This window comes from Geomonas subterranea (assembly GCF_019063845.1).
Lineage (GTDB): Bacteria > Desulfobacterota > Desulfuromonadia > Geobacterales > Geobacteraceae > Geomonas > Geomonas subterranea.
Genome location: NZ_CP077683.1, coordinates 979,239 through 998,128, shown reverse-complemented (window position 1 = coordinate 998,128; position 18,890 = coordinate 979,239). Strand labels below are relative to the sequence as shown.

Here is an 18,890-nt window from a genome sequence, read left to right as displayed (position 1 = left end):
TATCCTCGTGAACCAGCGCCCCAAGACTGAGGCGGGTCAAGCCGCTGTCGCGGTTATTTTTCGGGGCTGGCAAAACATTGTAAGTTTTTAACATCGACACCCGTGATTGCAATCTTGCATGGTAATTCAAGGAGATAAATCATCAGAACATTATTTTACGGATGAAATTAATTTTAGTTGACCTGTTTAGATTAAACCAATAGTATTGTTGTGATTTCGGACTATTACCTTTTACCAGACCGTTTTATTACGATGTACACGGATCTTTCCGCCACCTCTGGCGCTTCAACCCGGCCCCCAGGATACGCAGGGAGAGGACAGCCACTTGCCACTGCAAATCCTCATCATCAGCGACAACGAATCCTTCACCACCTACCTGGGTGAGCTGCTGCGGGATGCCGGGCACACCATCCGTTGCGTCGCGCAGGAAAAGGAGGCCTTTCCCGCCATCAGGCGCCAGAAACCGGATCTGATCATCCTCGCCCTGGATGCGGCGAAAATCCCCCCTCTCGCCATAGAGCACAGGGTGCAGACGCCGTCGGGGCCGCGCTCCGTTCCGGTCATCGTCATCTCGGAGTGCCTGAGGCTCGAGGCGGAGCTTTTGCAGGTCTTCGACTTCATCGGCAAGCCCCTGGACGTGAAGCGCCTCATGGACGACATCACGGCGGTGACGCTCAGAAAGGACGTCCCCCCGCAAGAGCAGGAACTCGAGCCGCGCGTGGCGGCAGCATTCTCCCGGCACATCCTCTCCCGAAGCGGGCTGCACTTCGACCAGCGCAACCGCGCGGCTCTGACGCGCGGACTGCTCAAGCGGATGGCGGCACTGCGCCTGACCGATTTCAAGGAGTACCTGCAGTACCTGAAAGAGCACGGCGAGGACCGGCACGAGCTCCAGAAGCTGCTTCAGTTCCTGACCGTCGGGGAGACCTATTTCTACCGCTATCCCGCGCACTTCGAGGTGCTGAAGGAGCACTGCACCGCCCGTTTCGCCGGCGCCGGCCCGATCAGGATCTGGTCGGCGGGGTGCTCCACCGGCGAGGAGCCGTACTCCATCGCCATGACGCTCATGGAGGCGCTTCCGGACTGGAGGGAGCGCGACATCCGGATCATCGCGACCGACATCAACAACCGCTCGCTGAAGAGAGCGCGCGAAGGGGTCTACTCCCCGTGGTCCATGAGGATCACCACCCCGGAACAGTCCGCCCGCTATTTCAGGCGGGTCGGCGAAAGCTTCCTCATCCGGGACGAGGTGAAGCAACTGGTGCAGTTCTCCCACCTGAACCTCTCCGTCCCCTGCCGGGAGCCGGTCTGCGACGAGTTGCGGGACCTCGACGCCATCTTCTGCCGCAACGTCCTCATCTACTTCACTCCCGAGACCGCGGCGGGGATGCTGGAGAGGTTCGCCGGGGCGCTCAAACCTTCGGGGCTTCTCTTTCTGGGACACTCGGAGACCCTGCTGCAGCGCGGCCTGGACCTCGAACTGAAGCGCAAAGAGAAAAGCTTCTACTACGTGAGGAGCGCCTGCGTCGCGCCTGCGGCCGTCATCGCCCCCCTCCCCCCGGAGGAGCGAAGAGGCGACGATCCCTGCGGACTCACCGCCGAACAGCTCCGGTTGGCGGCCGCGTGGCTGAGCGAGCAGACGCCCTGGCAGGGGGAGACGGAGACGGAGACGGAGCCGCAGCCGCGGCAGCCGCAACCCGCCGCGCCGTGCCCCGCGGAGCCCCGCGACGCGGCACCGGACGACGCGCAGCTTTTACAGGCGGCGCGCGAACTTTTCGACCGCGAGGAATTCGACCCGGCCCAGGAGCTTCTGGAACTGGTGCTGGAGCGCACTCCCGACCTTCCCGACGCCCTGGTGCTCAAGGGGTTCATCCTGGCCGGCAAGGGGGCTCTGGATCAGGCGCTGGAGACGAGCGAGCGGGTCCTGGCGCTGAACGACCTGCTCCCCGAGGCCTACTTCCTTAAGGGTGTGCTCCTTGACGCTGCAGACCGGCTGGACGAGGCGGCCCGGGAGTACCGCAAGGCGCTTCTTCTGGACCACGACTTCATCATGCCGCGCTACCACATGGGACGGCTGCACCTGCGCCAGGGACGGATCGCCGACGGGGCACGGGAGATCAGGAACAGCATCAAGATCCTGTCGCGCAGCCGCGAAGAGGAAACCGTCCCCTTCTCCGGGGGGCTCACCAGGGCCGTTTGCATGCTGCAACTGCAGAACACGCTGGCACGGGTGGCCTAGGCCGCCGTCGCCGTGACGAGAGGTATTGCGATGGGAGACGACAACAGCTACGACATCCGCTCCATCCTGAGCCAGATGCGGGAAGAATACTGGCAGGCGCTCGCCGGGGAGGAGAGCGAGGCGAAAGAGACCCTTGAATGCCTGGTGTTCACCCTGGGTGGCAAGCGCTACGCCTTCGAAACCCACTACGCCTCCGAGGTGATCCGTGTCCCAAAGCTGGTGCGGGTACCTGCCGTGCAGAGCCTGATCAGGGGGATCTTCAACCTGCGCGGCGAGATAACCGCCGCCATCGACATCCGCCCCATGCTTGGACTTCCCCAGCCCGAGATCGGTCCCACGGGGAGGATCCTGGTGGTGCGGGGGGAGAACTTCGCCACCGGCATCCTCGCGGAAGCGGCCCACGGGGTGCAGGGGCTCTCTTTCGACGGCTTCGAGCCGGTCGCCTCCGGTTCCGGGATGAAGGCGCAGTTCGTCAGGGGACACTTCAACCTCGAGGAAGGGAACGTGATCCTGCTCGACATGGAGACGCTTCTGGCAGACCCCGAGCTGGTCGCCGGCGAGGCGTGAAGGGGCGCGGGGCAGGCTTCGCACGAGGATAAGGAAGTTTCGAACATAAAATTAGATATTGGGGTTTCGACATGTCCAACAAGCTATCGGTAAAGATCGTCAGCGTTCTCATCATGGTCATGGTGGTCATCATGACCGCCTTCTCGGTCTATTTCGTCCGTTCGCGACGCGCCAACATGGAGGAGGAACTCCTCTCCAAGGGGCGCATCCTGGCGCAGACCGGGGCCAGGTCGATGGAACGGATCATGGAGGAGGCGGTGGCCAACGGCACCCTCACCCAGGACCAGCTCTTCGACGAGCGCTACATCCCGATTCCGAACACGGAGCCCCAGAAGTTCCACACCCAGTTCGACCGGTTCACGGACCAGGCGGTGCAGGCGCTCGAGGACGAGTTCCTGAAGGACGACCAGATCGTGTTCGCGGTCCTGACCGACAGAAACGGCTACATCCCGACTCACAACAGCAAGTATTCCGCCCCGCTCACCGGCGACCGGGAGAAGGACAAGCTCAACAACCGCACCAAGCGGATGTTCAACGACCCGGTGGGGGTCGCGGCGTCGAAGAACGTGGAGCCGATACTGAAGCAGGTCTACCAGCGTGACACAGGCGAGACCATGTGGGACCTCTCAGCCCCCGTCTACGTGAAGGGGAAACACTGGGGCTCCTTCCGGATCGGCTTCTCGATGGTGAAGACCGAGCAGAAGGGGGCCGAGCTTAGAAACCAGATCGTCGGGAGCATGGCGATCATGCTCCTGGTGGCGAGCATCACCATCCTGGTGGTGGTGAGCCGCGCGGTGCAGCCTTTGCGCAAGCTGACCGAGAAGGCGCACAAGATCACCGGCGGGGACCTGGACGAAACCATCCCCGTTGAGAGCAACGACGAGATCGGCGAACTGGCCGAGGCCTTCAACGTGATGACCACGGTGATCGTGAGGGACCTGAAGGACGAGATCGGGCGCTCGGGGCGCCTGATCGCCTCGGTGAAGGAAGCGGTGATCCAGCTCTCCAGCGCCGCCAACGAGATGATGGCCATCAGCGCGCAGCAGGCGTCGGGCTCGACCCAGCAGGCGAGCGCGGTCCAGGAGGTGACGACGACCAGCGAGGAGATCGCCATCACCGCCAAGATGATCACCGGCAACTCGAAGAGCGTGGAGGCGGTCGCCGAGGACACCACCAGGAACTGCAACAGCGGCCGCGAGGACGTCACCAACGCCATCGACGGGATGGGACAGGTCAGAAGCCAGGTGCAGAGCATCGCGAAGAGCATGCTCGAGCTTGGGGACAACAGCCAGAAGATCGGCGGCATCGTGGAGATCATCGACGAGATCAGCGACCAGACCAACCTCCTCGCGCTCAACGCGGCCATCGAGGCGGCGGGCGCCGGCGAGGCGGGGAAGCGCTTCGCCATCGTGGCCCAGGAGGTGAAGCGCCTGGCCGACCGGACCGTCGAGGCGACCCGCCAGATCAAGGGGCTCATCGGCGAGATCCAGCGCGCCACCAACAACACCATCATGGTCACCGAGGAGGGGACCAAGGCGGTCGACGCGGCCTCCCACCTGGTCGACAAGGTGCAGTTCTCCTTCGCCTCCATCATGTCCACCGCCCAGGAGACCGCCCGCACCGCCAAGGAGATCACCCTTTCCACGCAGCAGCAGACCTCGGCCTGCGAGCAGATGGCGGAGACCATGACCGAGGTGCGCGACGTGGCGCAGCAGGTGGCGCTCTCGGCGCACGAGACCGAGAAGGCGATCGCCGAGATACTGGAACTCGCCGAGCGGCTTAAGGAGATCACCGAGGAAGAGGCCTAGATGGGGAACCGTTACCTGGAGATCTTCTGCCGGGAGGCGGAGGAGCACCTGGCCTCGCTGCAAAGCGGCCTGCTGGTCCTGGAGAAGAACCCGGCTCGCACCGACCTGCTGCACGAGCTGTTGCGCAACGCGCACACCCTGAAGGGGTCGGCGCGCATGGTGGGGCTCGCCGACATCAGCGCCATCACCCACACCATGGAGGAGCAGTTAAAGGGGATGGAGAGCGGCGAGCGCAAGGTGGACGCCCGGGGCATCGACCTGCTGTTACGGGGGGCCGATGCGGTGGCGCTCATCACCTCGGCCCTGATGCGCGGCGAGAAGCCGGAACTGGACGTGGAGCGGTTCGTCGCGGAGTACGACCGGGGCGAACTTGGGCAGCAGCTCCACACCGAGCCCCGGGAGAGCCAGCCCGAGGCGGCGCTTGCGGACACGGTGCGCGCGGACGTGAAGACCCTGGACCACCTGGTGAACCTGGTTGGCGAGCTGATCATCAACAAGAAGCGCCTGGAATCGAAGCTGGACCGCCTCAAGGAGATAACCGGCGCGCTCCCCGCCGGTCACGTCACGGAGCTTGCGGCCTTTCGCGGGGAGCTGGAGGAGGACGTCCTCTACCTCGACTACCTGATCCAGGAGCTGCACGCAAAAGCGATGGGGCTGCGCATGCTCCCCCTGCGCACCATCTCCGACGGCCTGGAACGCCTGGTGCGCGACCTCGCGCAGCAACTGGGGCGCGAGGTGCGCTTCCAGATCGTCGGGCAGGCCATCGAGATGGACCGCGTGCTCCTCGATGGATTGAAACCGATCCTGATCCACCTGTTGACCAACGCCCTCTCCCACGGCATCGAAAGCCCCGAGGCGCGCGCGGCCGCCGGGAAGCCGCGCCAGGGCGCGGTCCTGCTCTCGGCCCGCCACCAGGGGAACTCGGTGCTGGTCGAGGTGCGCGACGACGGCCGGGGCATGGACCCCGCCGGCATCAAGACCGCCGCGGTCGCGCGCGGCGTGCTCGATCCCCGCGAGGCCGAGGCGCTCAGCGACGACGAGGCCCTCTACCTCACCTTCCGTCCCGGCTTCTCCACCGCCGACATCGTCACCGACGTCTCGGGGCGCGGGGTGGGGATGGACGTGGTGAAGAAGAACATAGAGCGGGTCAAGGGGAGCGTGACCCTCGCCAGCGTGCCGGGGAGCTTCACCCAGGTCACCCTGCAGCTTCCGCTCACCCTGTCGGTCCTGGACGCGCTGATCGTCGCCTGCGGGGGGGAAACCTTCGCCATCCCCACAACGTACCTGCAGGAGATCGTCAAGGTGCGCGCAAGCGAGATCGACACCCTTGGGAGCGGCGAGGTGATCAAGGTGCGCGGCGCGACCACGCCGCTGTACAGCCTGCCGGGGATGCTGGGGCTCACCGATCGGCGCGAGGCGGGGGACCTGACGCTCTCGGCGGTGGTTTTAAAGCATTGCGACCAGCGCATCGCCTGCATCGTGGACGCGCACCTGGGCTACAGCGAGGTGGTGGTCAAGGGGCTGGGCAAACAGTTCAGAAACGTCCGGTTCTTGTTCGGCGCCACCATCATGGGGGACGGCAACCCGGCCCTGATCCTGAACGTCCCGGACCTGTTCGAGTCAGGGCGCGGCGTGCGGCGCGCCACGCTCTCGGCCGAGGAGGCGCAGGCGGCCCAACGGCGCCTCAAGGTGCTGGTGGTCGACGACTCCATCACCACCCGCACCATGGAGCAGAGCATCCTGGTGAGCCAGGGGTACGCGGTGGTGACGGCGGTCTCAGGCGAGGACGCACTGGAGAAGAGCGCGCAGGAGCAGTTCGACCTGGTGATCTCCGACGTGGAGATGCCGGGGATCAACGGTTTCGAGCTGACCCGGGCCCTGCGCGCCTCCGAGCAGTACCGCGACATCCCCGTGATCATCGTCTCGTCGCTGTCGCGCGACGAGGACAAGCGCCAGGCGCTGCAGGCCGGGGCGCAGGCCTACATCGTCAAGGGCGCCTTCGACCAGGGGCTTTTACTGGAAACGGTGCAGATGCTGATCGGCTGACGCCGCGGGACGGTTTCACGCGGGCACGCGCCCGCCTCACGCCAAGGAAGGAAAGTTTCTATGACCACGAGGGTTGTGCTGGCCGATGATTCCCTCCTCGCGCGCCAGCTGCTGACCGACATGCTGCAGGCCAGGGACGACATCCGTGTGGTCGGTGCTGCGTGCGACGGCAGGCAGGCGGTCGAGCTGGCCCAGGCGCTCAAGCCCGACCTGGTGATCATGGACCTCCTGATGCCGGTTTTGGACGGCCTGGACGCCATCGAGGAGATCATGGCGCTTTGCCCCACCCCGGTGCTGGTCCTCTCGGCGGCGGTGGAGGCAAGCGAGGTGGATCGCGCCTTCATGGCCATCAAGAGGGGGGCGCTGGACGTGATGGAGAAGCCGGCTCTCGACGGGATCGGGTCGCTGGAAGGGTTCGCCGCCACGCTGCGGGAGAAGGTCCAGTTCCTCTCCAGGATCCGGGTCATCAGGCACCCGCGGCGCAAGCTGCGCGCCGGAGAGGCGCTCGCCCCCCTTCCCGGCGGTTCCGGACACAACATACTCGCCATCGGCGCCTCCACCGGCGGCCCCAAGGCGGTCATGCGGCTTTTGAAGTCCCTCCCGGCGGATTTTCCCGGCGCCGTATTCGTGGTGCAGCACATAGCGCAGGGGTTCGCGGCAGGGTTCGCCAGCTGGCTGGACCGGGAATGCGCACTTCCGGTCAAGCTCGCCCGCGACGGCGCCCCCTTCCGGGCGGGCGAGGCGCTGATCGCCCCCGACGGCACGCACCTGACCCTGGCCGAGGGGACGATCCGGTTCAACGACGCCCCTCCCATGAACTGCTGCCGTCCCTCCATCGACGTCTTCTTCGACTCGCTGGCCCGGCAGCGCTGTGACAACGTGGTGGCCGTGCTCCTGACCGGGATGGGACGCGACGGGGCCCAGGGGATGCTGCACATACGGGAGGCCGGCGGAACCACCATCGTCCAGGACGAGCCATCCTGCGCGGTCTTCGGGATGCCCAAGGCCGCCATCACCCTCGACGCGGCCGACCAGGTGGTCCCCCTGGATCTGATACCGGCCGCTTTGAACAAGCTGTTCGCGGCGCAACGCCCCGAACCCGAACCCGGCGCCTTGGCGCCGCACGACTGACCAAGAAAGGAGATGCGCCTTGAGAGAAAAGATCCTCATCATCGACGACAGCGAACTGGTACTTGCCATGGCCAAGGACGCTCTTGACCAGGCCGGCTACCAGGTGGTGACCGCCACCAACGGCATTGAGGCGAACCGCTTCATTTTTTCCAAGGACAAGCCCGACCTGATCATCATGGACATCATGATGCCCATGCTGGACGGCAACAAGAAGGCGAAGCTTTTGAAGGAGAACGAGGTAAGCCGGGACATCCCGATCCTGCTCCTCTCCTCGAAGAGCGAGGGGGAGATGCGCCAGTTGGTGGACGAGGCGAAGGCCAACGGCTACATCCTGAAGCCCTTCACGCCGGGACAGATCACCGACGCGGTGCGCGCGGCGCTCGCCCGGTGAAAGCCGCGCCGGGAGCGCTGTAAAAAAACGAACAGTTCTTTTTTTTACAGCGCCCGGCTAACATCCCGTGTTTCCGACGCTTCCTCCAGCGGCGGGTACGCGCTGTAAAAAAACGCACACCCACCCCCCTCCCCGTGAAAATTCCGGCTGTGCAACTGGCTATTTTCACGTGTTTTCTCTGCGGCATTTTTGGCACGGATATTGGAAACACCCATGGTGTTCCAATGTCAATGCGATGGGGAGAAAACCATGGACCACCAGTACAGCATCATCAATCAATGCCTCCAGCTGTTAAAGCAAAGCGACCTGCCTACCATCAAGAAGCTGCGGGTGGAGATACAGCTGATCCAGATGAAGCGGCTGCTTTTGAACGACCGGCTCACCAACGATATGGTCACGGGGGCCTGCGGGGAAGACGTCTTCGAGGGACTTTTGAACCAGATGCGCAGGATCTGCGGCGAAGGGTCGCAGGGGGAAGCCCTAACCGACCTGATGGACCGGATCGGAGGGATGCTGACCGTGCTGGGAGGCGAGCACGCCCACCACTGAGGCGCCGGCCACCGGGAGCGTGACCGTCGCCACAGTCCCCTTCCCCGCCGTGGAGGAGAGCTGCAGCCGGCCGCCGTGCTCCGACACTATGAACTGCGAGATGTACAACCCGAGGCCGCTGCCGCCGAGGTCGAGCTTGGTGGAGTAGAAGGGTTCGAAGAGACGCGCCATGATCTCCGGCGCGATGCCGGCGCCATGGTCGCGTACCTCGACCACCACCTCGCCCCTGGCGGCGTCGTGACGGGTCGACAAGTGGACCTCGCCGCGCCCCCCCGCATAGGACTGCATGGCGTTGAGGATCAGGTTGATGAGCACCTGCTCGATCTGCTGCTGGCTCCCGGCGACGGCCGGTATCGAGGTCTCCAGCGACGTCTGCAGCTGCACATCCCGTTTCATCTGGCACGCGAGCACCGAAAGGGCCGCGGAAACCGCGCTGTTTATCTCCAGCCTCTGGCGCAGCTGCCCCCTTCCCCCTACCCCGTAATCCCTCAATCCCTGCACCACCTGGGCGATGCGCTCGGAGTTCTCGACTATCTTGCCGGCGTTCTCCGTGAGCACCTGACGCGCCTTCTGATACGGCACCCCGCCGAGATAGAATTCACCCTCCTCCTGCCATACTCCGTCCAGAAGAGGCAGCGCGTCCAAGAGCATCTTCCCGATCATGTGCCCCGAGAACCGGATCGAGGCGTTGGGGTTGTTGATCTCGTGGGCCATGGAGGAAAGGAGCAGCCCCAGCGACGTCATCTTGTTGGTCTGGATCAGGCGCGCCATGACCAGCTTCTTCTCCTCCTGCACCTCGAGCCTCATCGCCCGGAGCAGTTCGTCCTGCAGCGCCTGGTTTTCCAGCTCGCGCAACTCCAGGGAGGCGGCCATGGCGTTGATCGCGTTGGCGGCGCGGGCCAGCTCGTCGTCCCCGTCGAGATCCACCCGGGCGGAGAGCGTGCCGTTTCCGATGTTCTCGATCCCCCCCATGAGGAGGTTGAAGGAGTTGGTGACCCTCTTGAGGATCTGGTAGCAAAGCAGGGACACCACGATCCAGAACAGCGTGCCGATGGCCAGGGAAGCCGCCACCAGGGTAACCAGCCGCTCGCGCGCAGCGGACATCTCGAGCGTCAGGCGCACCTCTCCGATGACCCGCTGCTCGTTCCCCTGGGGCTGCCCAAGCAGCGCCGACTCGGGAGAGAGCACTCCGCTGGGGGAGCTGATGGGCACCCGCATGTCGATCACGTCACCGGCGACCGTCTGCGCCTTCACCTGCTGGGCAAGGAGCCTCCCTTCGCGGTCGACGATGGAGACCGACAGCACCGAGGGGTAACGCGCAGTTCCCTCGGCCAAGGTGGCGAGCGCCTCCCTGTTTTCGGCGAAAAGCGGCAGCCGCGCGTTTTGGGCCAGGATGGTGGCGAGCAGCTTCCCTTCCCGCTCCATGGTGGAGCGGTAGGCGTTCAACTCGGTGATGACGTAGAAGGTGACGAAAGCGGCGGTGAGCAAGGCGATGGTGCCGGTGAATATCAGGTAGAGCCGGAAACGGAAGCTCTTGGCGTAGGGTGGGAGACGCAGTTTTCTTTTTCTCATGTCAGCGCCCCACCACGCCGTTCAGCTTCAACTGGCGCACCACTCCCTCGTTGGTCCTGGTGACCGCGCGCCTGTCGGGGGCTCCCCCCTCATCCGTCGGGTTGCCATCCAGCATGCGTTGCGCCAGTTCGGCCACCTGCCTGCCGATATCGTAGCGGTCGATGGTGAGCGCGACGGCCCCTCCCATGGAGAGGTAGACCTCGGCGAAGGTCACCACCGGCACGCGTTCGGCCTGGGAGAAGAGGAAGTACGCCTCCGTGGAGCCCGGTGAAACCGCCGTCGCGTCGGGAAGCATCCAGAGCGCGTCGACCTTCCCCTTGAGGGAGGCGAGCATGGCCGGTGTTTCCTTGGGCGCGTGCACCTCGCGCAGCACCAGCCGGACGCGGGTGCGCCCGGCAGCGGCAAGCGCGCGTTTCACGTAGGCGCCGCTGCGGGCAGGATCGTACAGCACCCCCACACGCTCCACCCCCATCTCCTCGAAGACGGAGATGTACCGCCCCGGGTCCAGGAGCATGCTCACTCCCGCGGCCCCGCGCGGCTTCGCGTTCAATGCCATCATGTAGAGTACCGGGGTCCCATGCTGCCTCTGCGCCACTTCCAGTGCCCGGTCCCCCACGGCCACGATCAGCTTCGGGTGCTCCTCGCGGATGATGCGGGTCAGGTCGAGTTCTGCGAAATCGGTGAGCACGATGCGGCGCACGGACCCGCGGCAGTCGCGCTTGAAGCCTCGCACCGCCTCGTCGTATCCCTTCTCGTGCATGGACTGGAGCACGAGGACATCGTAGGCAAGGGCGAGGGTGGGTATCAGGGTGAAAAACAGCAGGAGCAGGACTCTCAGAAGTGGCATCTCACCCCCACTTCAGCCCAGCGCCCGGTGTTCTTGTAGAGTGCGAAGAGGTATTGCTTGTTGTCGAAGATGTTCCTGAGCGAGCCGAAGATCTCCACGGAACCCGAGTCGGACAACTCGAATGTCCTGCCCAGGTGCAGGTCCCAGAGTATCCCCCCACTCCGTCCGGTCGGCGTGTTCCAGTCGATGTAGTACCCGGTCAGCTGCGCCTGCAGCTGTGACGGGTCCCGGTAACGCAGCCCGAGCTTGAGGGTGTGTTCTGGCATGTACTGGGGTGCGGCCCCGTCATTCCCGCCGCTGGCGTGTATGTAGGTGTATCCGGTGGAAAGTGAGGTGTTGAAGAGCGGGGCGGTGCGCAGCTCCAATTCGCCCCCTTGCTTGAGCTGTCGCTCCTTGACGATGGCGCCCGATTCGTTGCTGAGGACGTCCCAGGTGTCGTTTCTAAACAGGGTCGCCTTGAGCCACAGATAGGGAATCTCCCCCGACTCGAACCCCAATTGCGAGGTCCACACCTTCTCGGTGGAATCCGCCCGGTTCAACGAGGTGAGACTGTACCCCCGGGCGGTATAGCCGCGCAGGAGACTGTTCTCGCTCAACGCGTAGGTAATGCCGAAGCTGGGGCTGAAGCGGTTCCCCCCGAAACCGGTCCAGTCAAAGCGGGCGCTTGGCGTTATGGCGAAGTTGCCGGCCGTGATGGTGTCGTTCACGTAGAGCCCGATACGGTTGGCTGCTTCGCTTATCTCGCCGGGAAACAGCCCCCCCCGCAGCCCCACCTTGACATGGTCGTAATCCACCCCCGCGACAACCAGCTGGCTCTCCCCGAGCCAGGAAAGTTTCATGCTTCCGCCGCTGCTGCGGTCCTTCTCCGAGGCGGTGAGAGGGCTAAAGGGGAGGCCGACGATGAACATATCCATGTCGTTTTGGTGCGTCCTCAGGGAGGCGTCGAGGGTGAGGCGGTTCTCCAGCGGCAACTGCAGGGCGAGCGACGAGACCAGTTCGTGCTTTTGGTCGCTGATGTTGGCGTTAAGCCCCGATTCTTTGGTGGTGTACAGGGTTGAAAGGGTGAGCGCTCCGCGTACCGGAAGCTCGTAGTGCAGCTTGCCGTACAGGTTCTTAAGGTCGGAGCGGTTGTTGGGGGAGAGGCCGTCCGAGCGGAGTTTCCCGCCGTAAAGATAATACCCCAGGCGGTCAACGGTGCCGCTCGCTTCGACACGTCCGTCGACGGTCTCCCTGGTCCCGAAGGAGCCAGAAACGGTGCCATCTATGACGCGGTCCTGCTGCGGCATCTTCGTTATCACATTGACAACGCCCCCAGGGCACTCCCCCAGGAACTGGAAGCGGCGCCCTTTACAATCTCGATCCGCTCGATGATTTGGGCAGGGATGGAGCCGGGATCGGGAAAGTTGTCTGCAAGACTGTTGATCGGGACGTTGTCGATCAGGACCAGCACATGGTCGAAATCGGAGCCTTGTATTTCTATGTTGGTGTTGGTGCCCGGGGTTCCGTTTATCTCCAGCTGGATCCCGGTCACCGCGTAGAGGATATCCGGCAGGGTGTGCGCGTTCAGCGCTGCGATTTCCTCAGCCGTGATCACCGTTATGTTCTCAGCCGTCTGCGATGCGGGGCGCGGCGACCGGCTCGCTGAAACAAGCTCCGTCTCCCCCCCATTGAAAAGCTGAACTGAACTGAGGTCGTCATCGCTCCACGCGGGCGCAACTGTCAGCAGACTGAGCGCCACAGTCAGCAGCACCAGCTTCACTGTGGCAAGCACTGACAAAGCTGCGGGCATTTTCCTCACGGCACCTCCTCATAAAAAAATTCAAATTTATTGTTGCAAGCAAAATAAGGTTGTGTTAACTTATCACAGCCTATTAGAAATGTCCAAGGTTTTCACACCCACCACAGGAGGAAAGCGCAATGACAAAGGAAAATTTGGCAGTGGAGATTCTAGATGAAGGCAACAACAACGCGGAAATGACTGACGGATTTGGCTGCTGCATCTACATGTACATCTGGGCCGGCTGGGTATGAGTCGAAAGAGTCTCGCCCTCCTTGCTTAAAGGAAGGCGAGACTCCGCCATTGCCGTTAAGACAGCATTTATGACTGCGCGCCTGCAGCCAGGAATAGGTTATAGCTCCCATGAAACTCTCTCGCTACCTGAAGGTTTTCCCCTCCCCCGACCGCCCCGGTCATGTGCTCCTCTATTCAACCCTGCGCAGTTCCATCGCGGCGATACCGGCCGAAACGCTCGCGGCACTGCAAGAAGGCGTGCTCCCCGATGACGGGTGCGAGGCGCTGAGGCGTCTAGGGATGCTGATAGAGGACCCGGACGCGGAAAGAGAACAGATGCGCGAGCTCATTGCCCGCGCCAACGGACGCACGCGGCACTTCAAAGCCTCCGTTGTGCTCAATCTGGACTGCAACCTGGACTGCGGTTACTGCTTCGAGGGGGAGTTCCGCTGCGGGCAGTACATGTCGGACGCCACTGCGGACCTTTTGGTGGAGAAGCTGGTGCGGGACAGGATCTCGCAGGGGTGGGACGTCACCGTCACCTTCTACGGCGGAGAGCCGCTGCTGTCGCAGGACCTGATCCGCGGCATCTCGCAAAGACTGCGGGAGGCGGCCCGCAGCCACGGGGTGAAGTACGCCTTCAACCTGGTGACCAACGGAACGCTGCTGGACCGGAACACGGCCCTGCAGCTGCTACCGCTGGGACTGCAGGGTGCCAAGTTCACCGTTGACGGCCCCCCGGAGATCCACGATGCCCAGCGCCCCTACGCGTCGGGCGCGGGGAGTTTCGACATCATCGTCGGGAACCTCGCGCAGGTCTGCGACCTTGTTTCCATCCAGCTGGGGGCGAACTACCGTCCGGAAAACTACCGGGAGTTCCCGCGCCTGCTCGACCTGCTCCCCCGTTACGGCATCACCCCCGACAAGCTTGCCGCGGTGATGTTCACCCCTGTCGTTTCCACGGGGGGGTGTTCGGACCTGAGCTCCGGTTGCGCCCTTTCCGAGGAACCATGGCTCATGGAGGCGGTCCCGTTCCTGCGCGAAGCGACCCTGGCCAGGGGCTACCGCGCCCCCACGCTCAAGCCGTCCGCCTGCATCGTGGAACTCGAGGACAACCTGGTGATCGACTGCACGGGGAAGTTCTACAAGTGCCCGGCGTTCATGGGGTGGGAAGGGATGAGCGTCGGCAGCCTGGATGAGGGGTTGCAGGACTACCGGGTGTCACACGGGATCGGCAACTGGCAGGTCGATGCCTGCCTGGATTGCAGCTATCTCCCGCTTTGCTTCGGCGGCTGCCGTTTCGTCAGCAAACTGCAGGGGAACTCCCTGACCGAGGTGGACTGCAGGCGCACATTCTACGATGCCACGCTTGAGAAAAGCGTGCTGCAAAACTTAACCTATCTCGCCCCCCGGAAAAAGGCCACCGCCCAGAGCACATTCGTCCAGGCGGCGGCACCCCCCTACTGACGTTCCTGCTTCAGCCTCTTGTTGAGAGTCGGCCGGGTCAGCCCCAACAGCTCGGCCGCCTGCGTCTGGTTGCCGCTGGTGAGTTTCATGGCCTCGGCGATCAGGTATTCCTCGACCTGAAGCACGGTCGGGAACTTCCCGAAAAGGGAGAACAGCGGATTGGCGCAGTCCACGGGGGGCGCCACCCGCGCCGGAGCCGCCGCGACGCCCGGGAAATCGGCCACCGAAAGGGGTGCCCCCTCGTTGCAGGTGACGGCGTGGTGAACCATGTTGTACAGCTCGCGCACGTTCCCGGGGAACCTGCACTGCTGCAGCGCGGCGATCACGTTCTGCGGCACCCTGGGCGCCGGTTTCCCCTGTTGCGACGCGATCTGCCGCACGAAGTAGTCCACCAGCGCCTCCATGTCATCCAGCCGCTCCCGCAACGGAGGCACCTTGAACTCATGCGCGCAGAGACGGTAATACAGATCGTTTCTGAAGGTCCCGGCGGCACGCAGCGCGGCGAAATCCATGTTCGACGCCGCCACGATGCGGGCGTCGCTTTTAAGCAGCAGGTCCGACCCCAGCCGGTAGTACTCGCGCTCCTGCAAAAGACGCAACAGCTTGATCTGGGACGCGAGGTTCAGGTCGCCGATCTCGTCCAGGAAAAGGGTTCCCCCGGCGGCGGCGCTGATGAGGCCGTCGCGCTTGCTGTCGGCGCCGGTGAAGGCTCCCTTCTTGTGGCCAAAGAGCGTGTCCGAGAACATGAAGTCGTCGAGCCCCGCGGCGTTGAGCGAGATGAAGGGGCCGGGGACGCCGGAGACGTCGTGCACCGCGCGGGCCAGCAACTCCTTCCCCACCCCGGTCTCCCCGGTGATCAGGACCGGCAGCCTCGAGCTTGCGATCGCCTCGATGTACTGGAAGATGCCCCGCATCTTCTTGGAGGTGGTGATGATGCCGGCGAAGGCGTCGGGGTTACCGAGCGTGTCCGCCAGCAGGTAATCCTTGAGCATCCGGTTTTGCTGCCCCAGTTCGCTCACCTGGAGCGCCTTCTTGACACTCGCCACCAGGCGGTTGGGGTCCACCGGCTTGGTGAGGAAGTCGAAGGCGCCCTGGCGCATGCAGGTAACCGCCGTCTCGACGTCCCCCATCGCCGTCATTACGATCACCGGGATCTCCGGAAATTCCACCGTCAGGCTCTGCAGTATCTCCGCGCCGGTCACGTTGGGCATCACCCAGTCCAGGATCACCGCGCGCACCCGGTGCTCCCGCACGTAGGGAAGCACCTGCCGGCTGTCAGAGATGGCCGCCACCTCCGGGATGTCGCTCGAGGCGAGCAGCAGCGACACCTCGGTGAGGATACCGGGTTCGTCGTCCACGAGCAGCGTGTGTTGTTGTGTGGTCGTTGTGGCTTTCATCTCGTCACCCGGGATAGAACGGTCTATTTAAAGGATTCACATCATATCCGGTCACGTGCCGATATTCAACTGTTTCTTGATGCACCTCCCCGTGCAGTCAGGGGAAGCGGCCTCGACGCCTGGCAGTTGCGGGGTTGCAATCGGAGGGCAAATCGGCATAATCTATACCCTTGAGCCCGACCACCCCCCATCCGGAGGCGAATTTTGAATCCCAGAGCACTCCTTGAAAAACACTTCCACGACAACCCCGAAGGGCTGGAGATCGTCTACCATCACAGCCGCAACGTGGCCGACAAGGCATTGGCGATCGCCGCGCGCGCCGGGAGAAACGAGCAGGAACTGCGCTTCATCGAGGAGGCGGCGCTGCTCCACGACATAGGCGTCGCCCGCATCTACGCTCCCAAGCTCAACTGCTTCGGCAAGGCTCCCTACATCTGCCATGGCGTCATCGGACGGCAGATACTGGACGCCGAGGGGCTGCCGCACCACGCCCTGGTCTGCGAGCGCCACATCGGCGTGGGGCTCAGCGCCCGGGACATCGCCGAGCAGAAACTGCGTCTGCCGCCGCGGGAGATGTCGCCGGTCACCGACTGCGAGCGGATCGTGGCCCTCGCAGACCTCTTCTACTCCAAGAAGGGGGGCCAACTCGACCTGGAGAAGAGCACGGACCAGGTGAGAGTCGACCTGCTGCGCTTCGGACAGGAGAAGGTGCGCATCTTCGAGAACTGGCTCAAGGAGTTCAGCCTGGAGCCGGTCCACGACGTCCCCGCCCCATCTAATTAACACCCCGCCCCTTTCCGGCCAACGAACTGTGCTATACTCTAAACACCCAGCTTGACAGGGCATTTCCGGCATAAGGGCGCCGGCCACCCTCCCGGCGTATCATGTGCTTGCCACAGAAGGTGTTTTCATGGGTAAACCGCTCCGCGTGCTGATTGTTGAGGATTCCGAGGACGACGCCCTGCTCCTCATCTTCGAGTTGCGACGCGGCAACTACGCGCCGGTCTCCAGGCGGGTCGAGACGGCCGAGGCCATGCGCAAGGCGCTGGAGGAGGAGGACTGGGACCTGGTGGTTTCCGATTACGTCCTCCCCGGCTTCACGGGGCTCGAGGCGTTGCAGGTCCTGCGCGATTCGGGGCTGGACATCCCCTTCATCATCGTTTCCGGCAAGATCGGCGAGGACACCGCGGTGGGCGCCATGAAGGAAGGCGCCAACGACTACCTGATCAAGGGGAACACCTCGCGGCTGATCCCGGCCATAGAGCGCGAGATGCAGGAAGCGCAGGTGCGGCGCAAGAAGCGCGAGGCGGAATCGGCGCTGGTGAGAAGCGAGCGGCGCTACAAGAGGCTGGTGGCGGCCGTCACCGACTACATCTACACGGTCACCATCAAGGAGGGTGAGGTCGTCAAGACCTCGCACGGTCCGGGGTGCCTCTCGGTCACCGGCTACAGCGACGAGGAGTACCAGCAAAACCCCTTCCTCTGGTATCAGATGATCCACGAGGATGACCGCGCCGCGGTGACGAGCCTCACCGAGGAGCTCAGGGCCGGAAACGAGATCCCCTCGCTCGAGCACAGGATCCGGCACAAGGACGGCTCTCTGCGCTGGGTCATCAACACCGTCGTGCCGCGCTACAGCGAGCAGGGGGACCTGGTCGCCTACGACGGCCTCATCTCGGACATCTCCGAGCGCAAGCAGGCGGAGGAGTCGCTGCGGGTCCAGAGTGCGGCCCTGGAGGCGGCGGCCAATGCCATCGTGATCACCGACAGTAGCGGCGTGGTGCTCTCCGTCAACGACGCCTTCACGAGGATGACCGGTTACACGCTCGAGGAGTCCGCGGGGCGGGACTTGAGCTTCCTGAAGTCCGAACGGCAGGACCCCGAACTATACCGGGACCTCTGGTCGACCATCATGGCAGGGAAAATCTGGCACGGCGAGCTGGTGAACCGGAGGAAGAACGGCGAGTTGTACCCCGAGGAGCAGACCATCACGCCGGTGCTGGACCAGGACGGCCGCATCAGGCACTTCATCTGCATCAAGCAGGACATCACGGAGCGAAAGCTTGCCGAACAGGCGCTCTTGCAGAACACCAGCATGCGCAAGGAGATGGAGATCGCCAGGCAGATCCAGCTCTCGCTCCTTCCCGCCGCGCCGCCGCTGCTGACCGGGATAGACTGCGCCGGCCGCTGCGTCCCCGCCAGCCACATCGGCGGCGACTACTACGACATACTGCTCCACGGCGAAAGGCTCGACCTGGTCATCGCCGACGTCTCGGGTCACAGCGTGGGGGCTGCCCTCATCATGGTGGAGACCCGCAGCGTGCTTCGGGCCCAGATGCCGGCACTGGACGGCCCGGCCCAGGTGGTGGCGGCCCTCAACGAGATCCTGCACGACGACCTCTCCCGCGCCGAGCTCTTCATAACCATGTCCTACCTGAGCTACCACAGGACCTCCGGCAAGCTGAGCTACAGCAACGCCGGCCATCCCCCTCCCCTGCTCTACCGCCCCGGCGAGGAGCGCTTCTTCCAGCTCGACGCGGAAGGGCTCATCCTCGGGGTGCAGCGCCGGGTCGCCTTCGACGAGCCGGTCATGCAGGTGGAAAAGGGGGACCTGCTGCTTTTGTACACCGACGGCATCACCGAGGCGCAGAACCACGCCGGGGAGCTCTTCGGCGTGCAGCGGCTGAAGGGGGTGCTGGCCCGCGAGCACCGCAAACCCTCGGCCGCCATCATCGACGCCGTGCTCGACGCCCTGCGCGCCTTCGCGGGGAGCGCGAGCTTCGAAGACGACATCTCCATGCTCCTGCTCAAATTCATCCCCTGACCGCCCCCCCGCCGTATTACTTTTCTTGACGGCATACTCCG

16 protein-coding genes are annotated in these 18,890 nt (G+C 63.9%); 11 read left to right on the top strand and 5 right to left on the bottom strand.

Going from position 1 to position 18,890, the window contains the following annotated elements:
- The first annotated feature begins 325 nt into the window (after nt 1-325).
- From KP001_RS04365 to KP001_RS04335, 7 genes are all read left to right on the top strand, one after another.
- Complete coding sequence (locus tag KP001_RS04365) at nt 326-2,239, top strand: CheR family methyltransferase (RefSeq protein WP_217288356.1); 1,914 nt, start codon at nt 326-328, stop codon at nt 2,237-2,239.
- 30 nt (nt 2,240-2,269) lie between these two features.
- The gene (locus KP001_RS04360) at nt 2,270-2,806 is read left to right on the top strand and encodes a chemotaxis protein CheW (RefSeq protein WP_217288355.1); all 537 of its coding nucleotides are present in this window, start codon (nt 2,270-2,272) and stop codon (nt 2,804-2,806) included.
- Nucleotides 2,807-2,877: 71 nt separating this feature from the next.
- Complete coding sequence (locus tag KP001_RS04355; protein ID WP_217288354.1) at nt 2,878-4,614, top strand: methyl-accepting chemotaxis protein; 1,737 nt, start codon at nt 2,878-2,880, stop codon at nt 4,612-4,614.
- Complete coding sequence (locus KP001_RS04350) at nt 4,615-6,660, top strand: hybrid sensor histidine kinase/response regulator (RefSeq protein WP_217288353.1); 2,046 nt, start codon at nt 4,615-4,617, stop codon at nt 6,658-6,660.
- Nucleotides 6,661-6,720: 60 nt separating this feature from the next.
- Entirely contained in the window at nt 6,721-7,791 is a 1,071-nt protein-coding gene (cheB, locus tag KP001_RS04345) for a chemotaxis-specific protein-glutamate methyltransferase CheB (protein ID WP_217288352.1), read from the top strand.
- A 19-nt stretch (nt 7,792-7,810) separates the two neighbouring features.
- Entirely contained in the window at nt 7,811-8,182 is a 372-nt protein-coding gene (locus tag KP001_RS04340) for a response regulator (RefSeq protein WP_217288351.1), read from the top strand.
- A 249-nt stretch (nt 8,183-8,431) separates the two neighbouring features.
- Complete coding sequence (locus tag KP001_RS04335; protein ID WP_217288350.1) at nt 8,432-8,731, top strand: hypothetical protein; 300 nt, start codon at nt 8,432-8,434, stop codon at nt 8,729-8,731.
- Here KP001_RS04335 and KP001_RS04330 read toward each other — a convergent pair.
- Genes KP001_RS04330 through KP001_RS21900 form a run of 4 tightly spaced genes read right to left on the bottom strand, consistent with a single transcriptional unit; the run spans nt 8,663 to nt 12,939 of the window.
- Nucleotides 8,663-10,303, bottom strand: coding sequence for an ATP-binding protein (locus tag KP001_RS04330; RefSeq protein ID WP_217288349.1), 1,641 nt, complete (start codon nt 10,301-10,303; stop codon nt 8,663-8,665). The genes KP001_RS04335 and KP001_RS04330 overlap by 69 nt on opposite strands.
- A gap of 1 nt (nt 10,304) precedes the next feature.
- Nucleotides 10,305-11,150, bottom strand: coding sequence for an ABC transporter substrate-binding protein (locus tag KP001_RS04325; protein ID WP_217288348.1), 846 nt, complete (start codon nt 11,148-11,150; stop codon nt 10,305-10,307).
- Nucleotides 11,138-12,448, bottom strand: coding sequence for a TonB-dependent receptor domain-containing protein (locus KP001_RS04320; RefSeq protein WP_239027889.1), 1,311 nt, complete (start codon nt 12,446-12,448; stop codon nt 11,138-11,140). Before KP001_RS04320 ends, KP001_RS04325 begins: the two co-directional genes overlap by 13 nt.
- The gene (locus KP001_RS21900) at nt 12,445-12,939 is read right to left on the bottom strand and encodes a TonB-dependent receptor (RefSeq protein ID WP_239027973.1); all 495 of its coding nucleotides are present in this window, start codon (nt 12,937-12,939) and stop codon (nt 12,445-12,447) included. The genes KP001_RS04320 and KP001_RS21900 overlap by 4 nt, the downstream gene beginning before the upstream one ends.
- A 128-nt stretch (nt 12,940-13,067) precedes the next feature.
- On the opposite strand from KP001_RS21900, the gene gptA reads away from it, so the two are divergent.
- Nucleotides 13,068-13,181 (top strand): geopeptide, encoded by a 114-nt coding sequence (gene gptA, locus KP001_RS04315; RefSeq protein WP_217288347.1) that lies wholly within the window; start codon nt 13,068-13,070, stop codon nt 13,179-13,181.
- A 109-nt stretch (nt 13,182-13,290) separates the two neighbouring features.
- Nucleotides 13,291-14,628, top strand: a complete 1,338-nt coding sequence (gene gptM, locus KP001_RS04310; RefSeq protein WP_217288346.1) for a geopeptide radical SAM maturase — start codon at nt 13,291-13,293, stop codon at nt 14,626-14,628.
- Here the strand turns inward: gptM and KP001_RS04305 are convergent.
- Nucleotides 14,622-16,025, bottom strand: a complete 1,404-nt coding sequence (locus tag KP001_RS04305) for a sigma-54-dependent transcriptional regulator (RefSeq protein ID WP_217288345.1) — start codon at nt 16,023-16,025, stop codon at nt 14,622-14,624. The genes gptM and KP001_RS04305 overlap by 7 nt on opposite strands.
- 204 nt (nt 16,026-16,229) lie before the next feature.
- Between KP001_RS04305 and KP001_RS04300 the strand changes: the two genes are divergently transcribed.
- Nucleotides 16,230-16,808 (top strand): HD domain-containing protein, encoded by a 579-nt coding sequence (locus KP001_RS04300; protein WP_217288344.1) that lies wholly within the window; start codon nt 16,230-16,232, stop codon nt 16,806-16,808.
- A gap of 127 nt (nt 16,809-16,935) precedes the next feature.
- Nucleotides 16,936-18,849: a SpoIIE family protein phosphatase gene (locus KP001_RS04295; RefSeq protein ID WP_217288343.1), complete on the top strand. Its 1,914-nt coding sequence runs from the start codon at nt 16,936-16,938 to the stop codon at nt 18,847-18,849.
- The last annotated feature ends 41 nt before the right edge of the window (nt 18,850-18,890 follow it).

Bases quoted from the DNA above. Each gene is read 5' to 3' on its own strand.
- KP001_RS04330 (WP_217288349.1), bottom strand. From the start codon at position 10,303: ATGAGAAAAAGAAAACTGCGTCTCCCACCCTACGCCAAGAGCTTCCGT.
- KP001_RS21900 (WP_239027973.1), bottom strand. From the start codon at position 12,939: ATGCCCGCAGCTTTGTCAGTGCTTGCCACAGTGAAGCTGGTGCTGCTG.
- gptA (WP_217288347.1), top strand. From the start codon at position 13,068: ATGACAAAGGAAAATTTGGCAGTGGAGATTCTAGATGAAGGCAACAAC.
- KP001_RS04325 (WP_217288348.1), bottom strand. From the start codon at position 11,150: ATGCCACTTCTGAGAGTCCTGCTCCTGCTGTTTTTCACCCTGATACCC.
- cheB (WP_217288352.1), top strand. From the start codon at position 6,721: ATGACCACGAGGGTTGTGCTGGCCGATGATTCCCTCCTCGCGCGCCAG.
- KP001_RS04350 (WP_217288353.1), top strand. From the start codon at position 4,615: ATGGGGAACCGTTACCTGGAGATCTTCTGCCGGGAGGCGGAGGAGCAC.
- gptM (WP_217288346.1), top strand. From the start codon at position 13,291: ATGAAACTCTCTCGCTACCTGAAGGTTTTCCCCTCCCCCGACCGCCCC.
- KP001_RS04305 (WP_217288345.1), bottom strand. From the start codon at position 16,025: ATGAAAGCCACAACGACCACACAACAACACACGCTGCTCGTGGACGAC.
- KP001_RS04335 (WP_217288350.1), top strand. From the start codon at position 8,432: ATGGACCACCAGTACAGCATCATCAATCAATGCCTCCAGCTGTTAAAG.
- KP001_RS04360 (WP_217288355.1), top strand. From the start codon at position 2,270: ATGGGAGACGACAACAGCTACGACATCCGCTCCATCCTGAGCCAGATG.
- KP001_RS04355 (WP_217288354.1), top strand. From the start codon at position 2,878: ATGTCCAACAAGCTATCGGTAAAGATCGTCAGCGTTCTCATCATGGTC.
- KP001_RS04295 (WP_217288343.1), top strand. From the start codon at position 16,936: ATGGGTAAACCGCTCCGCGTGCTGATTGTTGAGGATTCCGAGGACGAC.